Raw genomic sequence first — 25,741 nt, forward strand, 5'->3', positions numbered from 1 at the left:
TCACCCGATGGAACATGATGGTCTGGTTCAAACGCATTTCTGCTGCGCTGCTGGTGTTGCTGCTGATCGCAACCACCGTGGCGGGTTTCTATATTTACCGGACCTTCCCGACACTCGACGGTGAACTCCAGACCGCGGGCTTGCGTGGCCCCGTATCGGTTGCCCGTGACACCGCGGATGTCACCCACATCAAGGCCCAGTCGCCCCACGACGCCTGGTTTGCCCTTGGTTATGTCCATGCACAGGAGCGTGGCTGGCAGCTGGAGTTCAACCGGCGGGTTATGCACGGTGAGCTGTCCGAGGTGTTTGGCCCGGCCACACTTGACACCGACAAGTTGCTGCGCACCCTGGGTGTTGTGCAGGCCGCCGAGCGCCAATGGCAGAACCTTCCGGCCGAGGGGCGCGATGCGATGCAGGCCTACAGCGACGGCATCAATGCTTTTTATCAAGGCTCTTCGCAGGCGCTGTCTCCCGAGTTCCATATCGTGGGCGTCAAACCTGGAGGCCTTTCCGGCAAAGCCTGGTCTCCCACTGACAGCGTCGCATGGTCGCTGATGATGGCGCTGGACCTCGGCGGCAACTGGGGCACCGAGTTCGCGCGCCTGTCGGCGGCCCGGCTGCTGAAGCCCGCAGAACTCCAGCAGTTGTTTCCGCCTTACCCAGGCGAACAGCCTGCCTCGAAAGTGGACTTTTCCAAGCTGTATGCGGGCTTGGGCGTTTACCGGTCCGACCTCCCGGATGCTACTAAAAAGATAGCTTCCAGCGCCCGTCAGTCAAGGTCTAGGAGGCTATTTGAGGCTGAAAATCGACCACTGGACGTCGCAGCCCTGGCTTCGAACATCAACGATTGGGCCTTGGCACTCGGTAACGTAGGGGGCAAAGGCTCCAATAACTGGGTGGTGGCGGGCTCCCACACCGACAGCGGCAAGCCGCTGCTCGCCAACGACCCGCATCTGGGGCTGTCTGCGCCGGCTGTCTGGTATTTCGCGCGGCTGCAGGCATCCGAAGGCAAGACAGCGAACGGCGGTAGCGCGCCGGCGCTGGACGTGATCGGCGCGACATTGCCCGGCTTGCCCTTTGTGGTGATGGGGCATACCGGGAAGGTGGCCTGGGGCTTCACCAACACCGCCCCGGATGTGCAGGATTTGTACCTGGAGCAGATTAATCCTGCCAATGCGCAGCAGTACCGCGTACCCCATGCTGGCGGCGCAAACGCCGACACGGCCTGGGAGGACTTCAAGGTTCGTAGCGAGACGATCAAGGTGAAGGGTCAACCCGATGTGGTGCTCAATGTGCGAGAAAGCCGCCACGGCCCCGTTCTCAGCGATGTCCAGAAGTCGCACGCCGACCTGCTTGATATCCGCAAATATGTGATCGCGTTGCGCTGGAGTGCCCTGGATGCCGACAACCAGACCGTGCTGGCAGGCCTGCGCGCTAACCGGGCACAGTCTGCCCAGGAGTTGCTTGCGGCATTTTCGGCCTATCACTCGCCCATGCAAAACGTCGTGACCGCGGATGTCTTCGGCCAAACCGGTTTCAAGGCGGTCGGCAAGGTACCGCTGCGAAAACCCGATAACGACATCCTCGGGACCGCGCCGTCCCCCGGGTGGGAGGCGCGCTACGACTGGGCAGGCTGGGTGCCTTATGCGCAGACGCCCGAGGCCGCCAATCCGGCGATTGAGGCCAAGGGCTGGTGGTCTACGGCGAACCAGCGCATTACGCCACCTGCTTATCCCTTCTTCATCGGGCAGGACTGGACCGTGCCTTACCGCTACAACCGCATTGAACAGTTGCTGGCTGCCACACCCAGGCACACCATGGAGTCCATGCAAAAAATACAGGGTGACCAGTACTCGGCGGCCACGGTGCGGCTCTTGCCTTTCCTGCAGGAAACGCTGTCGCAGTCTTCCGCCCATCCGTTGGCAGAAGCAGTACGCCGCAAGATGGCGGGATTTGACGGGACCATGCGCGCCGACCAGGCGGAACCTCTGGTGTTTGCCGCCTGGGTAGACGAGCTGACACGGGGCACCATCGGTGCAAAACTGGGTGAGCCCACGTTCAAGGCCCTTTACGGCAAGCGCCATTTCAGGAGCACGCTGGAAGACATTCTCGAGAGTAACGACACCGGATGGTGCGGCACCGCTGGTTGTGCGGCGCAGTCTGCTGCTGCGCTGAACCGGGCGCTGGATCGCCTCCAGGCAGCCTATGGGAACGACGTAGAGGCCTGGAGCTGGGGCAGGGCGCACTTCGCGCTGTCTGCCCACAAGCCATTTGGCAACGTGCCCTGGCTCGCTAAGTTCTTTGATGTCCGCGTTCCCACCGGTGGCGATACCTTTACCGTCAACGTGGGGCAGTACTGGGCGACCGGGGACGCGACGCCTTTCGCCAACAGGCAGGCCGCTTCTTTGCGGGCCGTGTATGACCTCGCAGACCTGGAGAACTCACGCTTCATTTACCAGACGGGGCAAAGCGGCCTGGTGTTTTCCGGGCGCTATCGCGACATGAAGGACCGCTGGGCCGCAGTGCAATACCGGCCGTTGCAGATGAACCCGTCAACCTACGTGCACCGGCTCACGCTGAGTCCCTGAACGGGCTTCGAAGTCTCACGCCGGGATGGCGTCGACATTCAGCCGGTCCCAGTGGCGATGCTGGGCGATGGCTGCCATGAAGTCTTGGGAAACCTGCCCCTCAGTCACTTTGCGTGCATCGGCTATCAGGACTCCCGGCGTCGGCACGTGGATCAGCTCCGGGTCTTTGCCCAGACTGAAACCCAGGGTGCTTAACAGCTGGGCGCCGTCGTTGATGGCGCAAATCGTTTTGCAATGCTTGTAGGCCTCCAGCACGAAATGCACAGCTTCGCCCATGGCGGCCAGGGTGCCTATGCTGTCGCCTCCCCCGGGGATCAGCACCGCGTCGAACATCACGGAGGGCATATTCGTGAAAGTATGGTCCACCGCAAGCTGCCGGCCGGACGAGGTGCTGACCGTGCCCAGGTGCGGCGCGACGAGTTTGCACAGCGCACCGGCGTCCAGGAGGTCTTGCTGGATGCGCTTGAGGGCTGCGGCTTCGACGCCGTCCGCTACCAGGATGGCCACTTTGCGTGTCTTGACGCTGCCGCCGGTGCGGCCCACCATGCGCAATGCCGGGTCTTCCTCGATCTTGCTGGTGATGCGGTAGTCCCGGAAACCCAGCCGGCCGGATGCAGCCTTGGGATCCGGCGGATTGATGCCCAGCGGGGTTGCCACACGGGTTGCCAGTTTCAGGTCCACATGGGCCAGGTTGTCCACCATGCGCTGGCGTATTTCAGGGACCTCCACCTTGGAGAGCTCAAACCGGAATGCCGCAACGATATGGTCTTTTTCCACCGCGCTCTGGCTGTTCCAGAACAGTGCCGCCTGGGAGAAATGGTCGTCGAATGAAGGGCTGCGGCGCCTTATTTTGGGTGGCTCTACCTGTTCTGGGTATGACTGGAAGCCATGCGCTCCGCCATCGATCCTGAACTCTGTCCCATTGCCCAGCGTATTGGGCTCATACGCTACCCGTCCTTTGCTGATCGCCTGGCGGTGCATGCCGTCCCGCTGGAAGTTGTGCATCGGGCAGACGGCGCGGTTGATCGGAATCTCGTGGAAATTGGCGCCGCCCAGGCGTGACAGCTGCGTGTCCGTATAGGAAAAAAGGCGGCCCTGCAGCAGAGGGTCATTGGAAAAATCGATGCCCGGCACCAGGTGGCCGGGGTGGAATGCCACCTGCTCGGTTTCAGCAAAGAAATTGTCGGGATTACGGTTCAACACCATCTTCCCGATGATCTGCACGGGCACCTGTTCTTCCGGAATCAGTTTGGTCGGGTCCAGGATGTCGAACCCCAGCTCGTCCTCCTTGCCTTCGTCCACGATTTGAACGCCCAGTTCCCATTCGGGAAAATTGCCGCTTTCGATAGCCTCCCACAGGTCGCGCCGGTGAAAGTCAGCGTCTTTGCCGGCAATCTTCTGGGCTTCATCCCATGCCAGTCCGTGAATGCCGAGCTTGGGTTTCCAGTGAAACTTCACAAAGTGCGAATCGCCGCGGGCATTGATAAAACGGAATGCATGGACACCGAAGCCCTCCATCATGCGGAGGCTGCGCGGTATGGCGCGGTCTGACATGGCCCACATCAGCATGTGTGTAGTTTCAGGCATCAGCGAAGCAAAATCCCAGAACGTGTCGTGGGCACTGGCCGCCTGGGGCATTTCATGGTGCGGCTCCGGCTTGACCGCATGGATCAGGTCCGGAAACTTGATGGCATCCTGGATAAAGAAAACGGGAATGTTGTTGCCGACAAGGTCGTAATTTCCCTCGGAGGTGTAAAACTTCACGGCAAACCCGCGCACGTCACGCACAGTATCCGCCGAGCCCCTGGAGCCGGCCACGGTAGAAAACCGCACAAATACCGGCGTTTCCACGTCCGGGTCCTGGAGAAAGGCAGCGCTGGTGTATTGCACCATCGACTTGTAGGGTTTGAAGTACCCATGTGCAGCGGAGCCTCGTGCATGGACGGCGCGTTCCGGAATGCGTTCGTGGTCGAAATGGGTGATTTTTTCGCGAAGGATGAAATCCTCCAGCAGGGTAGGGCCGCGCACGCCCGCCTTCAGCGAGTTATGGTTGTCCGGAATCTGCAGGCCCTGGTTGGTGGTCAGGGCCGCGGCCGGGCCGGTGGAGAACCCCTCAAGCTGCGACTTTTTGTCTTTTGCACCTTCCGCATTTCGGCCAGGGTTGATAGCGTTGCGCTTGGATGGCGGCATGAAAAATCTTTCTTCTTAAAAGAGGGCGTCGGGGGCGGTGAAATGAGAGTGCACCTGGAGCTTTCTGTCGCAGGCGGGCCGGCGGTTTGGCCGGCGCAAATATGGCCGTCACGTATCGAGTAAACCTTCCAGCCCCTTCACGCAGGCCAGCAGTGCCAGTGCGGCAACGGTGCCGGCCAGGCACCAGCCCATGAGTTCCTGAAGTGCGTCGGCAAGGCCATCGGGCAACAGCATTGAACACAAAAACAGGCTTGCTGCGCAGACAAGCGCGGTGAGAAATGCATGGACGAGGTCGATACCCCGGGGGCTTGCATGAATTCGCCAGGCGGTGAGCAATCCTGCTGCCATGCCTGCCAAAAGTCCGCCCATCAGTTTCATGGTGATTCCCCGTGTGGTTTGCGCTCCACCGGTTGTGTCCCGGTGTCGTTGTCTGGTGCATAGACCATACGGGCCGGCAGATCCATATCCGGTAGCCGGATGCCGGCGCACCCTGTAAGGCCTTTCTTCTCCTTGCGTAAGACATGGCTTACCGTTTTAGCGTGTGCAAAGTGTTCATGTGGACGTCAGGTTTCAGGCGCCTTGGCGGCGCGCTGGCCTTTTCTCCTACACGGGCATGCTCGTCCCTCCGGCAGAAACCGGAAGACGCTTCGCTTAAATTTGCAGCCATGAAAGACATCCATGCCCAGTTACAGACGGGGATACGCCGATGACGTTGCCAAAAATGAAAACCTATGTCGTAGAGGACAACCCGACCATCCGCGAAAACCTGATCAGTACGCTGGAAGAACTCGCTCCGGTGGAAGCGGTTGGCACGTCTGATTCTGAAGAGCAGGGGGCAGAGTGGTTGACGCGCAACGACGCGCAATGGGATCTGGCCATCGTCGACCTCTTTCTCAAGAAAGGTAGCGGTCTCGGGGTGTTGCAGGCTTGCCGCGCCCGCAGGCCGCTTCAAAAAATAGTGGTATTCAGTAACTACGCAACACCCGAAATGCGCAGGCGCTGTGCGGAGTTGGGTGTCGATGCGGTATTTGACAAATCGACTGAAATTGACTGCCTGCTTGCTTACTGCGTGACTCAAAGCCAAAAACTGGACCAGGTTGCGAATGACGAATCCGCGCTCCAGCGAGCCTGAAGGAGGACGGCATGAACGAATCTGCAGTGTTAACCGGCCAGTCCACAGAGGACCCTGTTTACCGTTCCGGTGCAGGTCAACGCAAGTTGTCGGAAGATATTTTTCCGTCCGCCGAAGAGGCAGTATTGGCGGAGCAAGTCCATGGAACAGGCGGTTTTCCGTCCGACGCCCAGGTGACCCGGCCGCCGGCAGTCCGGGCCGGCGACAAGCGGGCCCCTCTTATGGGTTCTTTTCGAACCCAGGTCGCGGAATACCCGTGCCGTTCGGCATTGATGGCCGCCGCCGCCGGCGCCTTGGCCATGATCATGCTGCGATCACAGTTGCGTCGCCGCGCCGGTTCGCACTTGCCACGCTGGATCAGATAACTCCCTGGCCCCGGAGCATCCTATGCGACTTCATGTTCCCGTTCCGGAACCCAGTCCCGGCACCCCTGGCATCCATGTTCCCACCGAGGTGCCGCCGGTGATTATTCCTCCTGCGCCAGGCACGCCCCCTGAGGTCAATGATCCACCGCTGGAGCCGACGCTACCGATCCGCGAGCCGGCGACAAACGTGCCACCGCAGGCGGTTTAAACACAGCTCCAGCTCGCGCGGGCACTCAGCGCAATAGCTTACAGGGCGGCCTGCTGCCGCTGGTACTCAGCCCTTTTCATGGTGAGATAAGTGTTCTTGTCTACCTCATGAAGCTGCCGTGCGTACTGTTCCGTGGCATCAAACCAATGCAGCATGCGCGCTTCAAGTTGCTGCGCGGCTGGTTTGTCCACAGCGGCGAGGTAGGCTTCGATCGCCAGGTAGTAACGCATGGTGTTGCGCTCTACCGCGCCGCGCATTCCGCCTACATGCGTCATGTTCTGGTCTTGCCGTATTTGGGTGAATCCCACTTTTCCATTGCCCACGGTGGCAAGGTAGCCCTGCATGGCCAGGCGGCTGGTGATGCCGTAGCCATAGGAATAACCCAAATGGATGAAGGTTTTTCCACCAGGTAGTGCAACTGCCTGCAATTCGATTCGGTAGTTGCTGGTTCCCAGCGGACCTTTGTCGGCGTTGAGTTGGGCACCCAGATAGTCGGAAGAACTGGCGGTCAGCCGATAGTTGAATTGCAACGCGAATGCGTCCTCCAGCTGCTGCGCGGTTTTTTTGCCGATGTTCATTTTCAGAGTGCTGGGGCTGCTGTTCGAACTGGCGTGGCAGTATTTGGTGTTGATGTGGAGCATCAGCATTTCGCACCAGCGATTGGGACTTTTGAACGTGGCGCTAACCGTATTGAAAGGGGAATTCAGTACAGCATATGCACTTCCACTGACCGTGTTGGTGCCTTCTGAAGACTCCAGAAAAAGCGGCCTGTGGAAGGCGTTCTGCGAAAGCTGCCCGGCCAATGCCACATGCTTTTCTAGCAGGGCAGCAGCGTGGGGTTCCGCCGAAACAGCGGGAGCTTGCTGCGCTTGCGCGGCAACCGGCAGCAGGGATGTGCCGAATGCCAGGCAACAGGCGACCACGAGGGTTTGAAAGCTGCTCATGGTCTCAGTGTGCCAGTGGAAAACAGGCAATTGGGTCATATGCTCCATCGTCCTACATTTATCGCCGAAAAGAAGGAGGAAGGGAGGAAGCGGGAGCCCAAAAGGATTTGGTCAGGCTTGTGCCACTTCGGCCAGCCGGTCCGGCGTTGTTGGGGATGTTTCAAATAGCAGCGCAATCCGATTTTCCGTACGAGTCAGACGCACGGCTTCCCGCAGCGCCAATGCTTCCAGGTCATGCCATTCAAGTTGCCGATACGACGACTTCTCAGGCACCCGCGCAGGCGCGGACGCATTCGGCTCATTCAATGAAGCCTGAACGGAAAAGAAACCATCGGTGAATTCAGTTTCCATGAGCAGTGCCCTGGGTCCGGTGGCCGTGTCGGTCAGGGTAATGATCGCGGCAGTTAACACATTGCGCAGCGCCGACTGGGACAGCTCGACATCGACCTGGCTGGTGTTGTCGACAATGGAAATGCCCTTGAACGAGAGCTGGGTTGCCACCATGCCCAGACACTCCGCAATGCCTTTTCCGGCTTTGACTGACTTGTTTTCCCGGGGGGCAAGCCAGCCCATCAAATCAACACAGGATGCAGCTGCCTCTTTGGACAGCGCCACGATGTCGCGTGCATTTCGCAGCAGCGTTTCCGGATCTGTGTCTGTTTTTTGGAGTCGCCTTTCCAGCATGGCCGCAACCATGGCAATCGGTTGCAGCGTACCCGCCATATTGTGACGGATCACGGGAGCGAGCCGCCGCAGGAGTGCGTATTGCGCCGCCTCCGTCACGCATCTTTCCAATGCCGTTTCCTGGATTGATGTGCTGTGGAATTGAACATTCATGGTGATCGTGCCGTCGAAAATGCTCCAGAAAACTGCAGGGTTGGCTGCAGGGCCGCGCCGCTTTTTGAATACATCTTGCTGCGATATTTTCAAGGCGTAACTTCAAAATATACAGCGTTAGAACGGAGGGGTATGTAAGCCAAAACCTACAGATGAAAGGTTGTGACAGGCATGCTGCAGATTGCCGCGCCCTTCGGTAAATAGTGAGGGCTTTGTGTTGTCATTCTGAATGTTCGCGAGTAATCTCGTCAGCCGTTTCTACAAAACGTTACCTTCAATACAGGATGAATGATATGGAGGCACTAGCCAAGCTGGCCGTGGTGGAGCGCGACACCGAACTCAAGTTCATTCTCAAATCCCTCAGCGCACTACGGCGGGGCGAACTCGCAGTCACACTGCCGACGGAGTGGGAAGGCGTCTACGGAAAGATCGCCGCTGAATTCAATCAGCTGTCGGCTATGACGGCGGCGACCACCAGCCGCTGCAAGGGACTTGCTGCCAAATCCCGCTCTACGGCGCGAGTGAGTCGCCGTCTGCCGGAAGAAAAATTATCCGGCTTCTGGCTGGAAAATGCTGTCGCGATTAATACCGTGCTTGATGACGCCGATACGGCAGCGGATCAGACAAAAATTATTCTCGCAGCGTTGACCGACCTTAAGAAGGGCGATGTGCATGCGTCGTTGCCGCAGGACTGGACGGGTGTACCGGGCAAGGTTGCAGATGCATTTAACGATGTGGTTTCCGAGAATGTCCGGATGGCGCGGGAGCTGGAGCGATTGAGCCGGGTGGTCGGAAAGGAGGGCCGCCTGAAAGAGCGCGCATTTGTGCCCGATGCCTCCGGCTTTTGGCGCGACTCTGCCGAATCCATCAATTCCCTGATAGCGGATCTGGTTCATCCGACCAGCGAGGTGGCGCGTGTGATTGGTGCCGTCGCCCAGGGCGATCTGTCCAAGAGCATGGCCCTCGAAGCAGAAGGCAAGGCGCTGGAAGGTGAGTTCCTGCGTACGGCCATGATCATCAACAAGATGGTGGAGCAGCTCGGAACCTTCTCGGCCGAGGTGACGCGGGTGGCGCGCGAGGTGGGTACCGAAGGAAAGCTGGGCGGGCAGGCCGACGTGCAGGGCGTGGCCGGCACCTGGAAGGACTTGACCGATTCGGTCAACTCCATGGGCTCCAACCTGACGGCACAGGTGCGGAACATTGCCGAGGTGACGACCGCCGTGGCGGCCGGTGACCTCTCCAAGAAGATCACGGTGGACGTGAAGGGCGAGATTCTGGAGCTCAAGAACACCATCAACACCATGGTGGATCAGCTTCGGTCATTTGCCTCTGAAGTGACACGGGTGGCGCGCGAGGTGGGTACTGAGGGCAAGCTGGGCGGGCAGGCCGACGTGCAGGGCGTGGCCGGTACCTGGAAGGATCTGACCGACAACGTGAACTTCATGGCCGGTAACCTGACATCACAGGTGCGAAACATCGCCGACGTGACCAAAGCTGTGGCCGCCGGTGACCTCTCCAAGAAGATCACGGTGGACGTGAAGGGCGAAATTCTGGAGCTCAAGAACACCATCAACACCATGGTGGACCAGCTCTCGTCTTTTGCGTCTGAAGTGACACGTGTGGCGCGCGAGGTGGGTACTGAGGGCAAGCTGGGCGGGCAGGCCGACGTGCAAGGTGTAGCCGGCACGTGGAAAGATTTGACCGACTCGGTCAACTCCATGGGCTCCAACCTGACCGGCCAGGTGCGCAACATTGCCGAGGTGACGACGGCTGTGGCGGCCGGTGATCTTTCGAAGAAGATCACGGTGGACGTGAAGGGCGAGATTCTGGAGCTCAAGAACACCATCAACACCATGGTGGACCAGCTCTCGTCTTTTGCGTCTGAAGTGACGCGGGTGGCACGAGAAGTGGGCACCGAAGGCAAACTGGGCGGCCAGGCCGATGTGCAAGGTGTAGCCGGCACGTGGAAAGATTTGACCGACTCGGTCAACTCCATGGGCTCCAACCTGACCGGCCAGGTGCGCAACATCGCCGAGGTGACCAAGGCTGTGGCGGCGGGCGACCTCTCCAAAAAGATCACGGTGGACGTGAAGGGCGAGATTCTGGAGCTCAAGAACACCATCAACACCATGGTGGATCAGTTGCGATCGTTTGCCTCGGAGGTGACGCGTGTGGCGCGCGAGGTGGGTACYGARGGCAAGCTGGGCGGKCAGGCCGACGTGCAGGGCGTGGCCGGCACCTGGAAGGATTTGACCGATTCGGTCAACTCCATGGGCTCCAACCTGACGGCACAGGTGCGGAACATTGCCGAGGTGACGACCGCCGTGGCGGCCGGTGACCTTTCCAAGAAGATCACGGTGGACGTGAAGGGCGAGATTCTGGAGCTCAAGAACACCATCAACACCATGGTGGATCAGCTKCGRTCATTTGCCTCKGARGTGACRCGKGTGGCGCGCGAGGTGGGTACTGAGGGCAAGCTGGGCGGGCAGGCCGACGTGCAGGGAGTGGCCGGTACCTGGAAGGATCTGACCGACAACGTGAACTTCATGGCCGGTAACCTGACATCACAGGTGCGAAACATTGCCGACGTGACCAAGGCCGTGGCCGCCGGTGACCTCTCCAAGAAGATCACGGTGGACGTGAAGGGCGAAATCCTCGAACTCAAGGCCACCATCAACACCATGGTGGATCAGCTTCGGTCATTTGCCTCTGAAGTGACGCGGGTAGCACGAGAAGTGGGCACCGAAGGCAAACTGGGCGGGCAGGCCGACGTGCAGGGCGTGGCCGGTACCTGGAAGGATTTGACTGACAACGTGAACTTCATGGCTGGCAATCTGACCAGCCAGGTGCGAGGCATTGCGCGCGTGGTGACGGCCGTGGCCAACGGCGACCTGGAGCGCAAGCTGACCGTGGAAGCCAAGGGCGAGATCGCCGCGCTGGCCGATACCATCAACGGCATGACTGACACCCTGGCCACCTTCGCCGATCAGGTAACCACAGTGGCGCGCGAGGTCGGCGTGGAAGGCAAGCTGGGTGGCCAGGCCAAGGTGCCCGGAGCCGCCGGCACCTGGAAAGGCCTGACGGAGAACGTGAACCAGCTGGCTGCCAACCTGACGACCCAGGTACGCGCCATTGCCGAGGTGGCCACTGCCGTAACGCAAGGTGACCTGACGCGGTCCATCACTGTCGAGGCACTCGGTGAGGTGGCGGCGCTGAAAGACACGATCAATGAAATGATCCGCAACCTCAAGGACACGACCCAGGTCAACACAGAGCAGGACTGGCTCAAAACCAATCTCGCCAAATTCAGCCGGATGCTGCAGGGCCAGAAAGACCTGGTGGCCGTGGGGCATCTGATTCTCTCGGAGCTGGCACCGGTGGTTGGCGCGCAGCAGGCGGAGTTTTATGTGCTGAGCTACACGCACGAGAGGCCGCGCCTGCGTCTCATGGCCAGCTACGCCTCCGAAGGGCAGGGCGCTTACGGCAAGGAAATCGACTTGGGCCAGGGCCTGATAGGCCAGTGCGCTTTCGACAAACAAAAGATCCTGTTGACGTCCTCGCTACCGCAGGGCCTCAAGATATCGTCCGGCCTCACCGAAGTGGCGCCTATGGACATCCTGGTGCTGCCCATCATCTTCGAAGGCCAGGTCCGCGGTGTGGTGGAACTCGCCTCGGTCGAGCGATTCAACCCAACCCACCAGGCTTTCCTGGACCAACTCACGGAGAGTATCGGCATCGTGATCAACACGATTGAAGCGAATATGCGTACAGAGGACTTGTTGACCCAGTCGCAGTCCCTGGCGCAGGAGCTGCAAAGCCGGCAGGAAGAACTGCAGCAGACCAACGAGGAACTGCAGGAAAAGGCCCATCTGCTGGTCCAGCAGAACGACGAGGTGGAGCGCAAGAACCAGGAGGTCGAACAAGCCCGGCAGGCACTGGAAGAAAAGGCCAAGCAGCTTTCGCTCACGTCCAAGTACAAGTCGGAGTTTCTGGCCAATATGTCGCATGAGCTGCGCACACCGCTGAACAGCCTGCTGATCCTGTCCGATCAGCTGTGCAAGAACTCGGAAGGCAACCTGACCAACAAGCAGGTGGAGTTTTCCAAGACCATTCATTCCTCCGGCAACGACCTGTTGATGCTGATCAACGACATCCTGGATTTGTCCAAGATCGAGTCGGGCACGGTGGTGGTGGACGTGAACGAGCTGCGGCTGTCCGATCTGCAGATGTACGTCGAGCGCACTTTCCGCCATGTGGCCGAAGCCAAGAATGTGGATTTCCTGATCACTACCGGGCTGCAGTTGCCGGTTTCCATGGTGACCGACGTCAAGCGCCTGCAGCAAATTCTCAAAAACCTGTTGTCGAACGCCTTCAAATTCACGCACCAGGGTCATGTGGCCCTGGCGATAGAAGAAGCCTTTACCGGCTGGAGTCCGGACAATGAGGAACTCAACCGCGCGCAGCAGGTGCTGGCGTTTTCCGTTACTGACACAGGTATCGGTATTTCCGCCGACAAGCAGCAGATCATCTTTGAAGCCTTCCAGCAGGCTGACGGCAGTACCAGCCGCAAGTACGGCGGCACCGGTCTGGGTTTGGCCATCAGTCGCGAACTCTCGCGCCTGCTGGGCGGCGAAATACGCCTGTCCAGCGCGCCGGGAGAAGGCAGCAGCTTTGTGCTCTACCTGCCGCTGGTCTACGCTTCCACGCGCGCCGCGCGCAAGCAGGGCAGCAGCGCCGAGCAGCGCTTCGAGCCGGCCGCGCCGATCAGCCGCCTGGGTTTCGAGAAGATGGAAGTCGCCTTCGATGATTCCGTTCTGTCTCTGGACACGCACTCTGCGGCCAATGAGGCTGCGGATGACCGGCACACCATCCAGCCGGGCGACTTTGTGCTCCTGATTGTGGAGAACGACCTGGCCTTTGCCAGCTTTTTGCTTGATGCCGCAAGGGCCAAGGGGTTCAAGGGCCTGGTGACGTCGCTGGGGGCCCGCGCCCTCACGCTTGCCGCCGAGTTCAAGCCTTCGGCCATCACGCTGGACATGCATCTTCCCGACATGGAGGGCTGGCGCGTGCTCGAGCGCATCAAGCAGGACTTCAGCGTCAGGCACATTCCGGTTTGCGTGATCTCCACCGACGATTCCAAGGAGCGCGCCTATCGATCCGGCGCCATGGCATTCATTGAGAAACCGATCCCCGCCAGGGAAGTTCTCGACGAAATGCTGGATCAGCTGCACCGTTATGTGTCGCGCCCGGTGCGGCACGTGGTTGTTGCCCTGAAGGACGAAGCGTTGCGTGCCGAGGTCACCAGCCTGCTGGGCGGCAGCCATGTTCAGTGCCTTGCGGTGCCGTCACTGGCGGACGTCAAACCCGAGGACTTCGCCCGCTTCGAATGCGCCGTGATTGATGAGGCGTCACTGGCGAACGGGTTCGACCGCTTGCGAAATGCCTCGCCCGCAGCCTTGGTGCTTGGGCCGCTGCAGGTGGTGGTCTGGCGTGAAGGCATGATCGATGCACAGCTTCAGCCCGCCTGGCAGTCACACGACGGCTACTTTTTCCGCGAAGCCAGGTCCGTCCCCCGGGTGATAGACCTGGCCCTGCATGCCCTGCATGTAAGCGAGGCGCGCATGACGGACAGGCAGCGCAGCACCTTGAGAAACTTCCACGATGCCAACAAGTCACTCGCGGGGAAAAGGGTGCTGATCGTCGACGATGACATGCGCAATATCTTCGCTCTGGCCACTGTGCTGGAGGGGCAGGGCATGGACATCGTCTGGGCTGACAACGGCCACGATGCCATCGCCAAAGTTGCCTCCGATCCGCAGCTCAGCGTGGTACTGATGGACATCATGATGCCGGTGATGGACGGGCTGGTCACCATGCAGGAGATTCGCAAGCTGCCGGCCGGCAAGACCTTGCCCATGATCGCGGTCACGGCCAAAGCCATGAAGGGGGACCGCGAGAAATGCATAGAGGCCGGCGCCTGGGACTATCTCTCCAAGCCCGTCAATACGGAAAACCTGCTGGCCGTGCTGCGTGCCTGGTTGCCCCGGTGAGCGCCGTCCTCATGCCGCAGGAGCCGGCAAACATGCTGAATCCGGACCTGGTCAATATCCTGATCGTCGACGACCTGCCGGAAAAGCACGTTGTCATGAACAGCATCCTGGAAGAACTGGGGCAAAACATCGTCAGCGCCCGCTCGGGCCGGGAGGCTCTGCGCCTCATCCTGCAGATGGAGTTTGCGGTCATCCTGCTGGACGTCAACATGCCCGACATCGATGGGCTGGAGACCGCCAGCATGATCCGGCAGTACAAGAAGACGGCGCAAACGCCCATTGTTTTCATCACGGCCTATGTGGACGAGGAACAGGCCGCCAAGGGTTACGCGCTGGGCGCGGTGGACTACATCTCGTCGCCCGTCGTGCCTGGCGTGTTGCGTTCCAAGGTCAAGGTTTTCGTCGACCTTCACCGCATGAACCGGCAGCTTCAGCAGCAGGCCGTCGAGCGCGAGGCGCTGGCGCGGTCCGAGGCGGCACGCACCGCGGCAGAGGATGCCACGCGGCGCGCCGCCTTCCTGTCGGACGCCAGCCAACGCCTGTCCATGTCCCTCAATATCGATGCCACTGCCCAAGCGCTGGCGGATATCGCCGTACCGGGCCTGGGCGCCATGGCTGCAGTCGCCCTGCTGGACAGCCATGGCGACCTGCACTGCCGCTGCCTCAAGATTGCGGGCGGCCCGGATCCCTCTGCGGGCCCTGTCGTACTCGAATGCCATCGCGAGTTGAGCGCCTCCATGGCGGCGACGGTCCGCAGCGCCATGCTCTCGCGGAAAATAGCGTTTCTGCCCGCAACGGAGCTGTGCGCGGCGTCCACGGCCTCCGCGGTAGCCCCACAGCCTGCCTGGCCGGAGCTGCCGGCGGACCATGAGGAGATGGCGATTTGCCCGCTGGTCGCGCGTGAGCAGATGTTGGGCGCACTCATCCTGTTCGGCAAGGTCGGCGGTTTTGCGCAGGCGGATGCTGCCCTGCTCAGCGAGGTGGTGGGCCGTGCCTCTATTGCCATGGAAAACGCCAGACTCTATACGCTGGTTCAGGAAGCGGATCGCCGCAAGAACGAGTTCCTTGCCATGCTGGCGCACGAGCTCAGGAATCCGCTGGCTCCGATCAGGAACGCAGTGCACATCATCCACAGTTCCCATGTGGTCAACCCGAAAGTTGCATGGGCGCGTGATGTCATTGCCCGGCAGGTCGATCACATGTCACGAATGATCGATGATCTTCTGGACGTCTCGCGGATCGTCAGGGGCAAGGTGACGGTTCATATGGAGCCGGTCCTGCTCTCGACATTGTGCGAGCATGCAGTGGAGGCCAGCAGCCCGCTGCTGGCAGCCAGGAATCAGGAATTGACTGTCCGTCTTCCAGCTGAAGCCGTGGTGCTCCAGGGCGATTTGGTGCGCTTGTCGCAAGTACTTTCCAACCTGCTGAACAATGCCTCCAAGTTCACGGATCAGCATGGAAAGATCGAGCTGAACGCTTCGCTGCAGGAGGAGGGCGTCACCCTGTTCGTATCAGACAACGGCCAGGGCATTGAGCCCGAATTCCTGCCGCATGTATTCGACCTCTTTGCCCAGGGCGACCAGGCCCTGGACCGCGCGCAAGGGGGCCTGGGTATCGGTTTGACACTGGTCAAGCATTTGGTCGAGTTGCACAACGGCAAAGTAGAGGCTTATAGCGAAGGCAAAGGCATGGGAAGCCGGATATCCCTTTATTTTCCGGCGAGGATTTCAGGCAACGATGCCGGTCTTCCCGTGGTGGCTGCGCCGGCGGCCGCCAAACCGGTGGCTGCCGTTCCCCGAAAAGTCCTTGTAGTCGACGATTTATCGGCTTCCGCAGAAACGCTGCAAGTGCTGCTGGAACTGGAAGGTTTTAATGTGAGGATCGCGAATGATGGTGCGTCAGCGCTCCATATCGCCCGGGAATTCGTGCCGGACGTAGTCATCCTCGACATCGGTTTGCCCGGCCTGGACGGCTTTGAGGTTGCCCGCCAGCTGCGCAGTCGCCCGGAATCGAAAACAACGCTGCTGATTGCCTTGACCGGCTACGGCGAAGCCGAAAGCCGGTTGCGCTCCCAACAAGCGGGTTTTGATCATCATGTGGTGAAACCCGCGGACATCGAATCTCTCCTGGCTATGGTGAGCCTGCCGCGAGTGGAAACAAAAGCCATGGGCGAACAATAGCTCGTGGACGACTGCTGTGAGTCTGACCCGCTTCAATTACTCGTAAGTCGTTGATTTGGCTGGGTTTGTTTCTGCGCCAGGGTCAAAGTGTTCACGGGGCAGACAGCAGTTTCGCTAGCCCGAGCTCGCTCACAAGAAGGCAATGTGACCCGAATTCCACCTAAGGTGGATTGCGGTGACCATCTTTTCATAAAGAGGTTTTGATTGTGGCCCGCAGTTACCCCGAGCTGCAGCGCCCCCATGGCAACTGATTATTGAGAAAGATGCTGAAATCTAGATCCAAATCAATGAACTCGGGATCGAAGACCAATGGAATTGCGGCTTTCTCAATGAGTCTCAGGATCGTTATCCAGGCACGCGCACCAACACCTATTTGAAGCCTGAATCTCACGAGTTCGTCCGGTGTCGCAGTGATTGAGTTGGGCCCGAACGCAGGCGTAAAGGCTTGTAAAAAAGCGTAGCCATACCCTCCGTTAAGAATGCGACGCATCTCCCATAGCCGCTGGTCAAAAGTGAGTTTGATCCTTCCGGCTCTGCTAGAAGTGGCGAAGGCAAGCAGGTTCAACAGTTGTGATGCTTGAGCCATTCCCAGAGCATTCTCGTACAACACCCTCTGACTATAGAGAAGAAATATGTTTTTCAGATAGAACTCGTACAGCAAATGAGCAATTCCGCGCTGTTGCAGCTCTTCGCCTAAGACAAGAAGCATTCTGAAAATAAACCATGCAACCGTCGATGCAACGTCCTGCTGATGATTTTGGTGCGCCTTTCTCAAAAGCAAAGTGAGCGCAGCAAGAGCAGGTAAGCCAGCTTGAAGCATGAGCTGTGAGCACGAGGTATATATCGCATGATCGGGGATTTTCGCTCCCCGCATCAAGGACGTCATATCTCTAGAGCACTGTCTAGCTGGTAGTGAAATCCTGGGCGGTAAACGCCGGAACAGCCTATACAGCGGTTTCTCAAGCGGCACTGTCACGTCGATCGCTGTCCATAGAACTTGGTTTATTTCAGGCCTAAATTTCGTACGAGTGAGCTTTTCGACTTGGGAAATTTTCTTGGCTCTAGGCACATGGTCACCCCTGTGGTAGCCGCGGAACTGCTTGGTGGTATCCCACTTTCCATCGCGATTTTTATGGCATGTGGGGCTGTTAAGCATGCGCTCCATGCTGTGATAGGTCGTCTTATTGACAGTACGCCTCACGCAGCCAAAAAAGTTTTTTGCGATCAGCGCTCTGATAGAGCCGGCAATATCCGTGAGGTCAACATCCAAGGGCCGACAGAACTCCTCGACTAATTCAAGACATCCCGAAAATACATCTTCAAAATCAAAGGCTTGCGAGTGATCAACAGGATTTTGCAGGGGTAATTTAGGTCGCAAATTTACCGGATTGCTTAGCCGTGTGGACCTGCCTACCATTTGGCAATGACCTCGCATGACGCCATGAAAGCCGACTCAACTGCAGCACTGTGCGAGCTTGCTCGCGCCTTAGAGCGAGACCTATTTGCCGCCCACGGACCAATGATGTGGGGCAAAGCATTGACAGCGGCGCTGGGGTATCCCACCAGCGGAGCTTTCCGCCAAGCTGTAGCGCGAAACACGGTGCCTGTGGCGGTCTTTTCGATTGAGCGCAGGCGGGGAAAATTTGCCCTATCGACAGATGTAGCGCTTTGGCTCGCAACCCAGCGACAACACGCGGCCGGGAGGGGCGAAATGCGACCACACCAGAGGAAGGAGGTATCGATGACGTCCTGATCATTCCCTGGACCAGGCACGAAGACAAACGGCCCGACGTTGTAGCGTCGAGCCGTTGCTTGCCCGTAGGGGCAGGCTTCAAAGAAGCCATCGATAAAGACCGATGAGCCCATTTTGAACGTCCTCCAGCCGACTGTCAAGCAGTTGGCTCGGTCCTTATCTCAACCGTGCGTCCTGCGGTTGCAGCGTAGGCAAAACGCGATGCACGTTTTGCCCGAACATTAAGGATTTCAACATGGACCACATCACCCTGTCGAGCCCTGTAACGCTGAGTCACACATTGATGCGCGCGGCATCAATGTCGGAGAAGGCACATGTGGGCCGCGCGTGACCAGCGTTACGGCGGCCTCAACACCCGCTATAAAACCCACCGCGGAGGCTTGGTCAGGATGCTCAATCCTTTCACTGGAAAGCCTCTTGAGTTCGGTACCACTTTACAAGCAGACAACTGGCTGTTGCGTGCTTTCTGCCCAGGTGCCGTGGAGTGCCTTGACCGAGTCTCCGGGTTCAACATCCTGGAACGCGGAAAGGTTAAGCCTTCCGTCATCCACACCCTCACAACATTCAAAGACCGCATCCGCATTGCTGATCTAGTGGTGACCGAAAGAACTACAAAGGTAGAGAGTCGCTGGGAAGTGCTCCAGAAGGCTGGCTCTGTCTATAGATTCACCCCGTGCCTACGCACCAGAGAGGAAATTCGAGCCAACTCTGTGCTTCTGGAAAATCTCGACACCATGCGGCAACACCTGGTGCAGCACGGCGGGTATTTTCTGATCACCGTACACGACGTCCTGCACAGTCTTCACCAAGGCGCGTCTACTCGTCTTGATCTTGCTAAAGACTTAGCTCACCGCCCTCATTCGGCGGAAGTAATCGATACCGTCCTGTTTTCGCTTTATCGCCAAGACAAGATAACCATCAACATCGCGGAGGTGCCCTATGGCATCGACACCAAAATCACCATCAAAGGCCCAAAGGGTTAAACCTGTCTTTGCGTACACGGGTGGCAGGAAAACTTTGCCGACTTGTTATCAGGACATCAGCACGTGGCCATCGTTTGATGATTCGAAGCTCTCCGGCGTGGTCGCTGAGCGCTACAGAAGATTGCGTGACGCAACGGTGGCCTACTTGGAAGGCCGCGCAATGAGTGATGTAGTTGCCATCGCGGGGGTTGGGGAGCGCAGGTACACCAGGATATGGAAAAGATGCTTTTTGCTGGCTGAAGACGGACAGATTTTGGGCTGTAGGGCATTTGCGAAAGGCTATTTTTCCTGCTCTCCGGTTCGCGTAGCTCCCTTATCCACAGTAGAAGGTGGGAAGGGTGGATTTTCTGGCGCTTTTCGTCAGCTGCTGCAGAACCATCCTGGTATTACTACAAAGCTGGTTAACTACCTCAATGGATATGGCCTCAAGGGGTTGCGTCCGAACCGTCTGATGTTTCGCTCCATCCATAAAGCCTTCCTACGATTTTGCAGTGAGGAGGGTGTTAACGATGACGAATATCCCTTCAATACTGAAGAGCGGGCACGGCGCCCTTTGCGGTCTTGGATTGACACCGACTACATGCCGCAATACGCCACGCGGTTTATCACCATAGAGCATGGGGCGGCGGCCGGAGGCTTGGCGGGTTACGGGGAAGGTGACGGCCAGGCTGATCGAAAGGCCGCCGGCTATGGTGCATGGGTGATTGATGCACATACTCCTGATTTCACTGCCAAATACATCATTCCAAACAACTTAGGAGATTGGGAGTCAGTCAAACTTCGGCGGTTTTCGGTGCTGCGCTTGATTCATCGCGGAACGAGCGCGAACCTTGCTCATCGCCAAGTTTATGCCGCTCAGGTATCTGCAAGTGATGTTTGTCGGCTTCTATGGGACGGCGTCAACGGTCCGGAGCCGGTGCGCCGCACGATAGAAGGTCTAAAGCCGGAGGAGGGCGCTGGCTACCCTGCAGTGGTTATAGAAGGACTTCGGTTCGCGATTCCTTCCGCCGTATATCTGGACAATGCACTCGCTCACCTCGCGGATGATGTTCAGCACGTTGTTGCCCACCTTTTCGGTGCGAAAGTGATCCTCGGAAAACCACACAGTCCCCGTGACCGGCCGGATATTGAAAGCAAGTTTGCCCTGGAGGCTGGGCGAATAGAGCACCAAATTCCCGGTAGCACGGGAAGCGGCCCGGGGGATCCTCTTCGTGAGAGTAGCGATGTCCCGGTTGATCGCCTTGTTCATACGGGAATTTTTGAGCAACTGATGGACGTCTATTGCATGAATGAGAATGCGCTTCCCAGTGCTGGCGCCCATCACATCAGCTCGCTTGAGCGCTTGCGTCGCCAACTGGCCAGCGGCGCTCTCAAGCCAGCCTATCTGGCGGCTGATAAACGCAAGCCACACTTCTTCTCCCGGCCTGTCAAGGTCACGATTAAGGCCGATAAATCGAATGGGCGAAGGCCGTATTTTAATTTTAAGTACCAGCGCTACACCAGTAGCGCCTTGTCGCAGCGCTTTGACCTGAAGAACAAGACCATGTATGTCCGAAGGGACAGCAAAAACCTGCGAACCGTGTTCCTCTATTTCCCAGACGGAACAGAATTCGGCGCCGTTCAAGTTGTAGGCCATTGGGGCACCTTTCCGCACGATGAGCGCATCCGTCTGCTTTTCGGAAAACTCAAACGCGATGGCCTGCTCGACGTGCGTGCCGATGACCGGCCGCTGGAAGCGCTATTCAATCATCTTCGCAAGAGAGCGCCTATGGACAGGACGGACGCGCTACGGCTGACCAATCTCGTTGAATACCTCACTCGGCAGGACTTTGAAATGTCCATGGGTATGACTGTGGCATGCCATGAGTGGCAAGAACTCTCTTCGGCAAGTAAACCATTAGGAATTTTGCCGGTGCGCACGTTGGAGAGCGCCGCTAACGATGGCCGGGTTTCCAAGGCGGGCACCATCTCGGTCAAGCGGATAGGCCACCTGCCGGCAGAGCAAACATCCGTTGCACCCGTTCAGCCCAAGCGCTTTTTGCTTTCCAAGCGCTCTCCTTTGCCGCCGCGGTGACGAGGTCGCATTGCGTAGCGCCCTAGATTTAATTACTTTTCGAGAGAAGCATGATTGTTGAAGAACCTACGGTGGATTCCGAGCCTTGCCCCAGCATCATCCTTCCGGACTCTACGGTGTGGACTCCCGAGGTCGAGCGGCTTGCGGTGCGAGTTACCCGTTGGATCCAACTAGGTCTGCCAGGTGGGGCGGTCTATGGCCAACAGCTCAATGGCAAGACACGTGCCTGTTGGTATCTGAGTGCTTTACTGCCAGAACTTCTGGGGTACCCCATCGCCATTCTCCACTGGACCGTCTTGCTTCAAGAAGATAAAAAGCAAAATGAATGGGCGTTCACACAAGACATGGCAATCCAGTCGGACTGTAAACGCGTCGCTGGCAGAGACTTGGCACTTCTACGGAGCCGATTGCATAAACACATGTTTGACCTGGCGTGCGCCAATGGTTCAAAACGCCTACTTATCATTGTTGACGACGCCCAGAATCTGCACGGCATGCAGTTCAACTATTTGATCCACTGGTACAAAATCCTTGAAAAATTAGGTATCCGTCCATTTTTCTTGATCATTGGACAGCCTGAATTGCTAAACGCGCATAAGTCATGGAACGAAATCAACGGCATGCAGTTGGTCGGCAGATTTTTCTCTGTAGAGCATCGCTACCGGGGCATCGATCCATCGGAAATCAAGGATGTTCTCGAGTCGTTTGACATCATGGCGCTTGAAGAGAAGGGTTTCGTGCTTGCCAAGACATTTCCTGATGCGTATGCCGGTGGTTGGCGTCTCCAGAACCTTGCGCCGTTGTTTGAAGAAGCTATGCAGATTCTCATGAAAGAGCAGACGATTGAATCCGGCCTGCGCTTGCCTATGCAGTATCTGCGCTCCAGCGCGTTAAGCCTGTTGTACCGCGCCATTGATGAGAACATTCCAGTTCACATGCTTACGACAGCCATGGCGGTCACTGCGATAAAGGATTCTGGTTTCTGGGGAGTTCTTTCCTATTACGTGGACAGAGCCACCAAGACCAAGGATATGAAAACCAACCTTGATGTAGGCTGAAATGAGACCTAGCCTACCTCCTGGCGCACCGCATCAGACTCCTCGGATAAATACGGAGCTGAAGAACGAGTCGCTTTATGGCTACTGGACCTCTTATGGAATCTCCAATTACCTTGAGTCCTTGGGTTCTTGCAGTCCACTCTCAATGAAGCTGATGAATTACCCTGTTATTTCTGAACAATCAGCTCATCCAATTAGTGTCAAAGAAATTGCTGATGGCCTGGGTCTGACAACCGAGCAGGTATGCCGGTTGCAGGGGCAGGATATTGGCAATAACTCAGATCATTCCGTAGTTCATCGCGCGCTCCGTTACTGTCCACGATGTTTAGATCTCGGATACCACAGCATAGTATTTCAGCATGTCGGCGTATCGCGATGCCCTTTGCACAACTGCCTGTTGCAGGATTGTTGCCCCGTGTGCGATGAGCTGATTTATCCTACTTTCCGATCCTGCCTGGACAATCCATTTGAATGCCTCCGCTGCTTCGCTCCGCTAACCCGAACTGTTGCGCTCAGTACCGACCGAAAAGATGCCCAAATTGCTGATTCCATAATGGGCAATCGCCGAGTAGTACTCAGCAAAAGCGAGAGCAGTGCTTCTCATCGGCACATGTTTGCTGTGCTTCGTCCCCGTATGCTCAAGCCCAGTACGCCCGCAGTGTCGAGGCTGTACCAAAGAGTGGCAGTGTGGGCAGAACCCTTCGACTGCCAATGGCCGAGATTTAAGGAGGACAACATGCTGATTGTCCCCACGCACACACGAGGGGATGTCGATGCTACCGACAGCTTCAACACCGGTCTCGCGGCGGAGCGTGTGCTGATATTTTTGACCCAACTTTGCCGCGGACATGAAATACAGGCAATAAGGCTGGCAAACCGCCTGGGACGCTGGCCGCTCGGTTTGCGGCTAAATTCTCAAGCGACTGTAATCGCCGCCGCTCTTTACAAACTGGCCGTCGCCTATGACCTGGTACAGGAGGCCAGTACGGTCCTTGAGCTTCAGCTGGGAAGCCTGACTGAAAAGGGTAGGGCTTGTTATGGGAAGCAAATGGTTCGCTACGGTGACAGCGAACCGAACATTCCTGAACTGGACTATCGGCTTATGCAGTTGGAAATGCTGGGTATGTTTGCCTGGTTGCTAATCTGGTACCGGGACCATACGCCTTTGTCATCGGTAAGCTGGATCGATCTTCCGCATGCCATAGAGTTCGCGCCTAGCTGGCATATCACACAGGAGCCTTCAGGGTTGCGCGTTCGGATCCGCTCTCGGGCAACGGAGCAGAGCATCCGGCGTCTGGCTCAGCGCTATTGGAAGAGCGATCTGGTCTATGTTTCTGAAGATCCTGTTGGGGCGGACGAACTGTGGCGATTTAATCGTTTGGATCGCCTGATTCCGGAACCCGCATATCGGAGTTCGGACTACAACATGAATCCTGTTCAGCGCCGGCTATTAGACTTGGCTTGGCCGAGAAAGCACATGCTAAAGGGGCGCAAGGCCTGATTGCAATCATTGCCATCCCAGTTAGCGCTCAGATTTCACTCTGCTTGTTGAATTGCGCTGAAGGCGGATCCGCCTCTCGTATGGTAGGCCACCTCCTACGGCTTCCTCAATGCGTCGACCAACCCGGAAAAGCCCGCGCGCTTTACGAACGGGCGGAACGTGTGGGGCACTAATGCGTACCCCTGCGCTGGCCTTGATGTATTACCAGTTGCGTGTTTGTTTAGTTGACCTTGAACTTACGGCGCCGAGGGTCGGTGCTGCCTTGTGTTGCAACCGAAGCGTAAGGCGCAAAAAATCTACCAAAGCGTTATGGCGAGCGCCACGACAACACCGACAACGATAAGGGCTGCGCAGATCAGCCCGCAGACCCAAGGTTTCATAGATGTCCAGCCCAAGATTTATGAAAAACGACGCTGCAAGAGTTGCAGCATACCGCGCCATGCATGAGCTGTGACACTTTCTGTAGACGTGCCGGCGGAGGTCACCCACAGCCGATCTTCCTACTGATCGGGGGATGATGGGCGACGGTGTCATTCAGATACAAGCGATCCGGCGATGGATGAAGAAGCCGGATTTCATGGATACAGTGAAGTTGAAATTTTCTCGACGCAGAATTGGTGGCAACGAGATACGAACGAGGTGCTGCAAACTTGTATTGAGCGACACAAGAGGTCTGTTTAAGCGGCCACGTCTATCGCTCCTAATTTCGCCTCCTGGTAGAGACTGACTAAAAGCGCAACGTATGTGAAAAAACAGCGGCGCCTCGGCGCAGGCTACGTTGCGCGGCGTCCTACGTGGGTCAGTTTTTTGGATGGAAATTACTGCGCTAAGTGGGTCAGATTTCGACGGAATTCAACAATGCGGATGAACTGCTCCACCACGGCATCCCGGTAATCAAGGAGTTTTTTGGCTGCGAGCGCAAAGCTGCCGAGCTGGCCGGTGACGAACTCATCTTGGTGCTCAGTCAAGACTCACGGGATTCAATGTCAGCAAGTTGGGTAGCAACAGCTTTTCGACCCATCTTCCTTAGTGCCGCGATCGCCGGAAGTTGACTGGCGTTCGGACGCGTTTGCCCACTTTCCCATTTATATATGGACTGTGCCGAAACTGATAGTAGAGCAGCTAATTGGGGTGCAGAGATGCCAAGGCGCCGTCTGAGCGAGGCTAACCCCTTCGAACTGAACCGCAACGAACCCGAGGCTTCTTCTTCATGGATAGGAACTACCTTTGGCAACTTCGCCTTTGCTTTTAATGTTGCGGTAAGTTGCTTTTCCAGCGCAGCGACCCGGCGATTCAAGCTCGCAACACCTGTGCGACTTTGCGTTAATGCCTGCCTGACCGGCAAAAGTTCATTTTGAAGTTCCTTGCGAGCCAACCTTGAAATTTCAGTTCTAAGAATCTCCGCAATATTAGCCATGATGCACTCCGTTCTTTGGTTGAAATACAGGCAGCGCAATAGTTGTAATTTGCGATGCCTGTATTGCCGACTCCCCTCTAATTGTAGGATATTAGGATAGGAAGTTGGTTATACCATAAGAAAATATGGTTATTTTAAGAGCAGACTTCCATTAACAAGGTAACACCTTCAGCTATCAACGGTTTCTTAGAGACTTTTACTACTAGGGTCCGCCTCGTTAATGTGGGCGCAAAAAAGTCAAACGACCGTTAGAGCTATCAAGACACCTATTGGTAGTAATTTGTTCTATACCCCAAAAAATCCTTTGCTGAATTCAAAAAAAACTCAAGTTAAGTAAGCGTTAAAGATTAATTTTTGACGCCAATAACAAATCGTTATCGATGCAAATATTCACAAAACTGGTTTTTTGATTCAGCTATGATTTCGGAATGCAATAGCTGTTGCTAATCAGTGGATTCGTA

The 25,741-nt window shown here is 57.3% G+C and carries 17 protein-coding genes; 10 read left to right on the forward strand and 7 right to left on the reverse strand.

What is annotated here, in order from left to right:
- Nucleotides 1–17 precede the first annotated feature (17 nt).
- Nucleotides 18–2,588: a penicillin acylase family protein gene (locus tag AC1DVV_RS06365; RefSeq protein WP_477667355.1), complete on the forward strand. Its 2,571-nt coding sequence runs from the start codon at nt 18–20 to the stop codon at nt 2,586–2,588.
- Nucleotides 2,589–2,603: 15 nt separating this feature from the next.
- Here the strand turns inward: AC1DVV_RS06365 and katE are convergent, their stop codons facing one another.
- Entirely contained in the window at nt 2,604–4,778 is a 2,175-nt protein-coding gene (katE, locus tag AC1DVV_RS06370; protein WP_477707136.1) for a catalase HPII, read from the reverse strand.
- A 108-nt stretch (nt 4,779–4,886) separates the two neighbouring features.
- Nucleotides 4,887–5,156, reverse strand: coding sequence for a hypothetical protein (locus AC1DVV_RS06375; protein ID WP_477667352.1), 270 nt, complete (start codon nt 5,154–5,156; stop codon nt 4,887–4,889).
- 343 nt (nt 5,157–5,499) lie between these two features.
- On the opposite strand from AC1DVV_RS06375, the gene AC1DVV_RS06380 reads away from it, so the two are divergent.
- From AC1DVV_RS06380 to AC1DVV_RS06390, 3 genes are read left to right on the forward strand one after another with little or no spacing between them, the layout of a single operon-like run.
- A complete protein-coding gene (locus AC1DVV_RS06380; RefSeq protein ID WP_457282789.1) occupies nt 5,500–5,910 on the forward strand; it encodes a response regulator transcription factor in 411 nt (136 codons plus the stop codon).
- 11 nt (nt 5,911–5,921) lie between these two features.
- Nucleotides 5,922–6,275: a hypothetical protein gene (locus AC1DVV_RS06385; RefSeq protein WP_457282790.1), complete on the forward strand. Its 354-nt coding sequence runs from the start codon at nt 5,922–5,924 to the stop codon at nt 6,273–6,275.
- A 22-nt stretch (nt 6,276–6,297) separates the two neighbouring features.
- Entirely contained in the window at nt 6,298–6,483 is a 186-nt protein-coding gene (locus AC1DVV_RS06390; RefSeq protein ID WP_457282791.1) for a hypothetical protein, read from the forward strand.
- A gap of 38 nt (nt 6,484–6,521) precedes the next feature.
- On the opposite strand, the gene AC1DVV_RS06395 is transcribed toward AC1DVV_RS06390, so the two are convergent.
- Together AC1DVV_RS06395 and AC1DVV_RS06400 are read right to left on the reverse strand one after the other, a co-directional pair.
- Nucleotides 6,522–7,427, reverse strand: a complete 906-nt coding sequence (locus AC1DVV_RS06395; RefSeq protein WP_477707137.1) for a hypothetical protein — start codon at nt 7,425–7,427, stop codon at nt 6,522–6,524.
- A 111-nt stretch (nt 7,428–7,538) separates the two neighbouring features.
- On the reverse strand, nt 7,539–8,357 hold the full coding sequence (locus AC1DVV_RS06400) for a hypothetical protein (RefSeq protein WP_457282793.1): 819 nt from the start codon (nt 8,355–8,357) through the stop codon (nt 7,539–7,541).
- A gap of 200 nt (nt 8,358–8,557) precedes the next feature.
- On the opposite strand from AC1DVV_RS06400, the gene AC1DVV_RS06405 reads away from it, so the two are divergent.
- Nucleotides 8,558–14,314 carry a HAMP domain-containing protein gene (locus tag AC1DVV_RS06405; protein WP_477707138.1) on the forward strand — a complete coding sequence of 1,919 codons (5,757 nt, stop codon included), beginning with the start codon at nt 8,558–8,560 and terminating at the stop codon, nt 14,312–14,314.
- 32 nt (nt 14,315–14,346) lie between these two features.
- Nucleotides 14,347–16,494 (forward strand): response regulator, encoded by a 2,148-nt coding sequence (locus tag AC1DVV_RS06410; RefSeq protein ID WP_457280950.1) that lies wholly within the window; start codon nt 14,347–14,349, stop codon nt 16,492–16,494.
- Nucleotides 16,495–16,711: 217 nt separating this feature from the next.
- Here the strand turns inward: AC1DVV_RS06410 and AC1DVV_RS06415 are convergent, their stop codons facing one another.
- Nucleotides 16,712–17,872 (reverse strand): hypothetical protein, encoded by a 1,161-nt coding sequence (locus AC1DVV_RS06415; protein WP_477707139.1) that lies wholly within the window; start codon nt 17,870–17,872, stop codon nt 16,712–16,714.
- Nucleotides 17,873–18,561: 689 nt separating this feature from the next.
- Here AC1DVV_RS06415 and AC1DVV_RS06420 point away from each other — a divergent pair.
- The 4 genes from AC1DVV_RS06420 to AC1DVV_RS06435 all read left to right on the forward strand — a co-directional run bounded on the left by AC1DVV_RS06420 (nt 18,562) and on the right by AC1DVV_RS06435 (nt 23,863).
- Nucleotides 18,562–19,230: a hypothetical protein gene (locus tag AC1DVV_RS06420; protein ID WP_477707140.1), complete on the forward strand. Its 669-nt coding sequence runs from the start codon at nt 18,562–18,564 to the stop codon at nt 19,228–19,230.
- Nucleotides 19,187–21,304, forward strand: a complete 2,118-nt coding sequence (locus tag AC1DVV_RS06425) for a hypothetical protein (RefSeq protein ID WP_477707141.1) — start codon at nt 19,187–19,189, stop codon at nt 21,302–21,304. Before AC1DVV_RS06420 ends, AC1DVV_RS06425 begins: the two co-directional genes overlap by 44 nt.
- 50 nt (nt 21,305–21,354) lie before the next feature.
- On the forward strand, nt 21,355–22,362 hold the full coding sequence (locus tag AC1DVV_RS06430; RefSeq protein WP_477707142.1) for an ATP-binding protein: 1,008 nt from the start codon (nt 21,355–21,357) through the stop codon (nt 22,360–22,362).
- 736 nt (nt 22,363–23,098) lie between these two features.
- Nucleotides 23,099–23,863, forward strand: coding sequence for a hypothetical protein (locus AC1DVV_RS06435; RefSeq protein ID WP_477702878.1), 765 nt, complete (start codon nt 23,099–23,101; stop codon nt 23,861–23,863).
- An 818-nt stretch (nt 23,864–24,681) separates the two neighbouring features.
- Here the strand turns inward: AC1DVV_RS06435 and AC1DVV_RS06440 are convergent.
- Nucleotides 24,682–24,831 (reverse strand): hypothetical protein, encoded by a 150-nt coding sequence (locus AC1DVV_RS06440; protein ID WP_477702940.1) that lies wholly within the window; start codon nt 24,829–24,831, stop codon nt 24,682–24,684.
- Nucleotides 24,828–25,280 (reverse strand): helix-turn-helix domain-containing protein, encoded by a 453-nt coding sequence (locus AC1DVV_RS06445; protein ID WP_477707143.1) that lies wholly within the window; start codon nt 25,278–25,280, stop codon nt 24,828–24,830. Before AC1DVV_RS06445 ends, AC1DVV_RS06440 begins: the two co-directional genes overlap by 4 nt.
- Between the last annotated feature and the right edge of the window lie 461 nt (nt 25,281–25,741).

The organism is Polaromonas sp. P3_B4, from assembly GCF_056402835.1.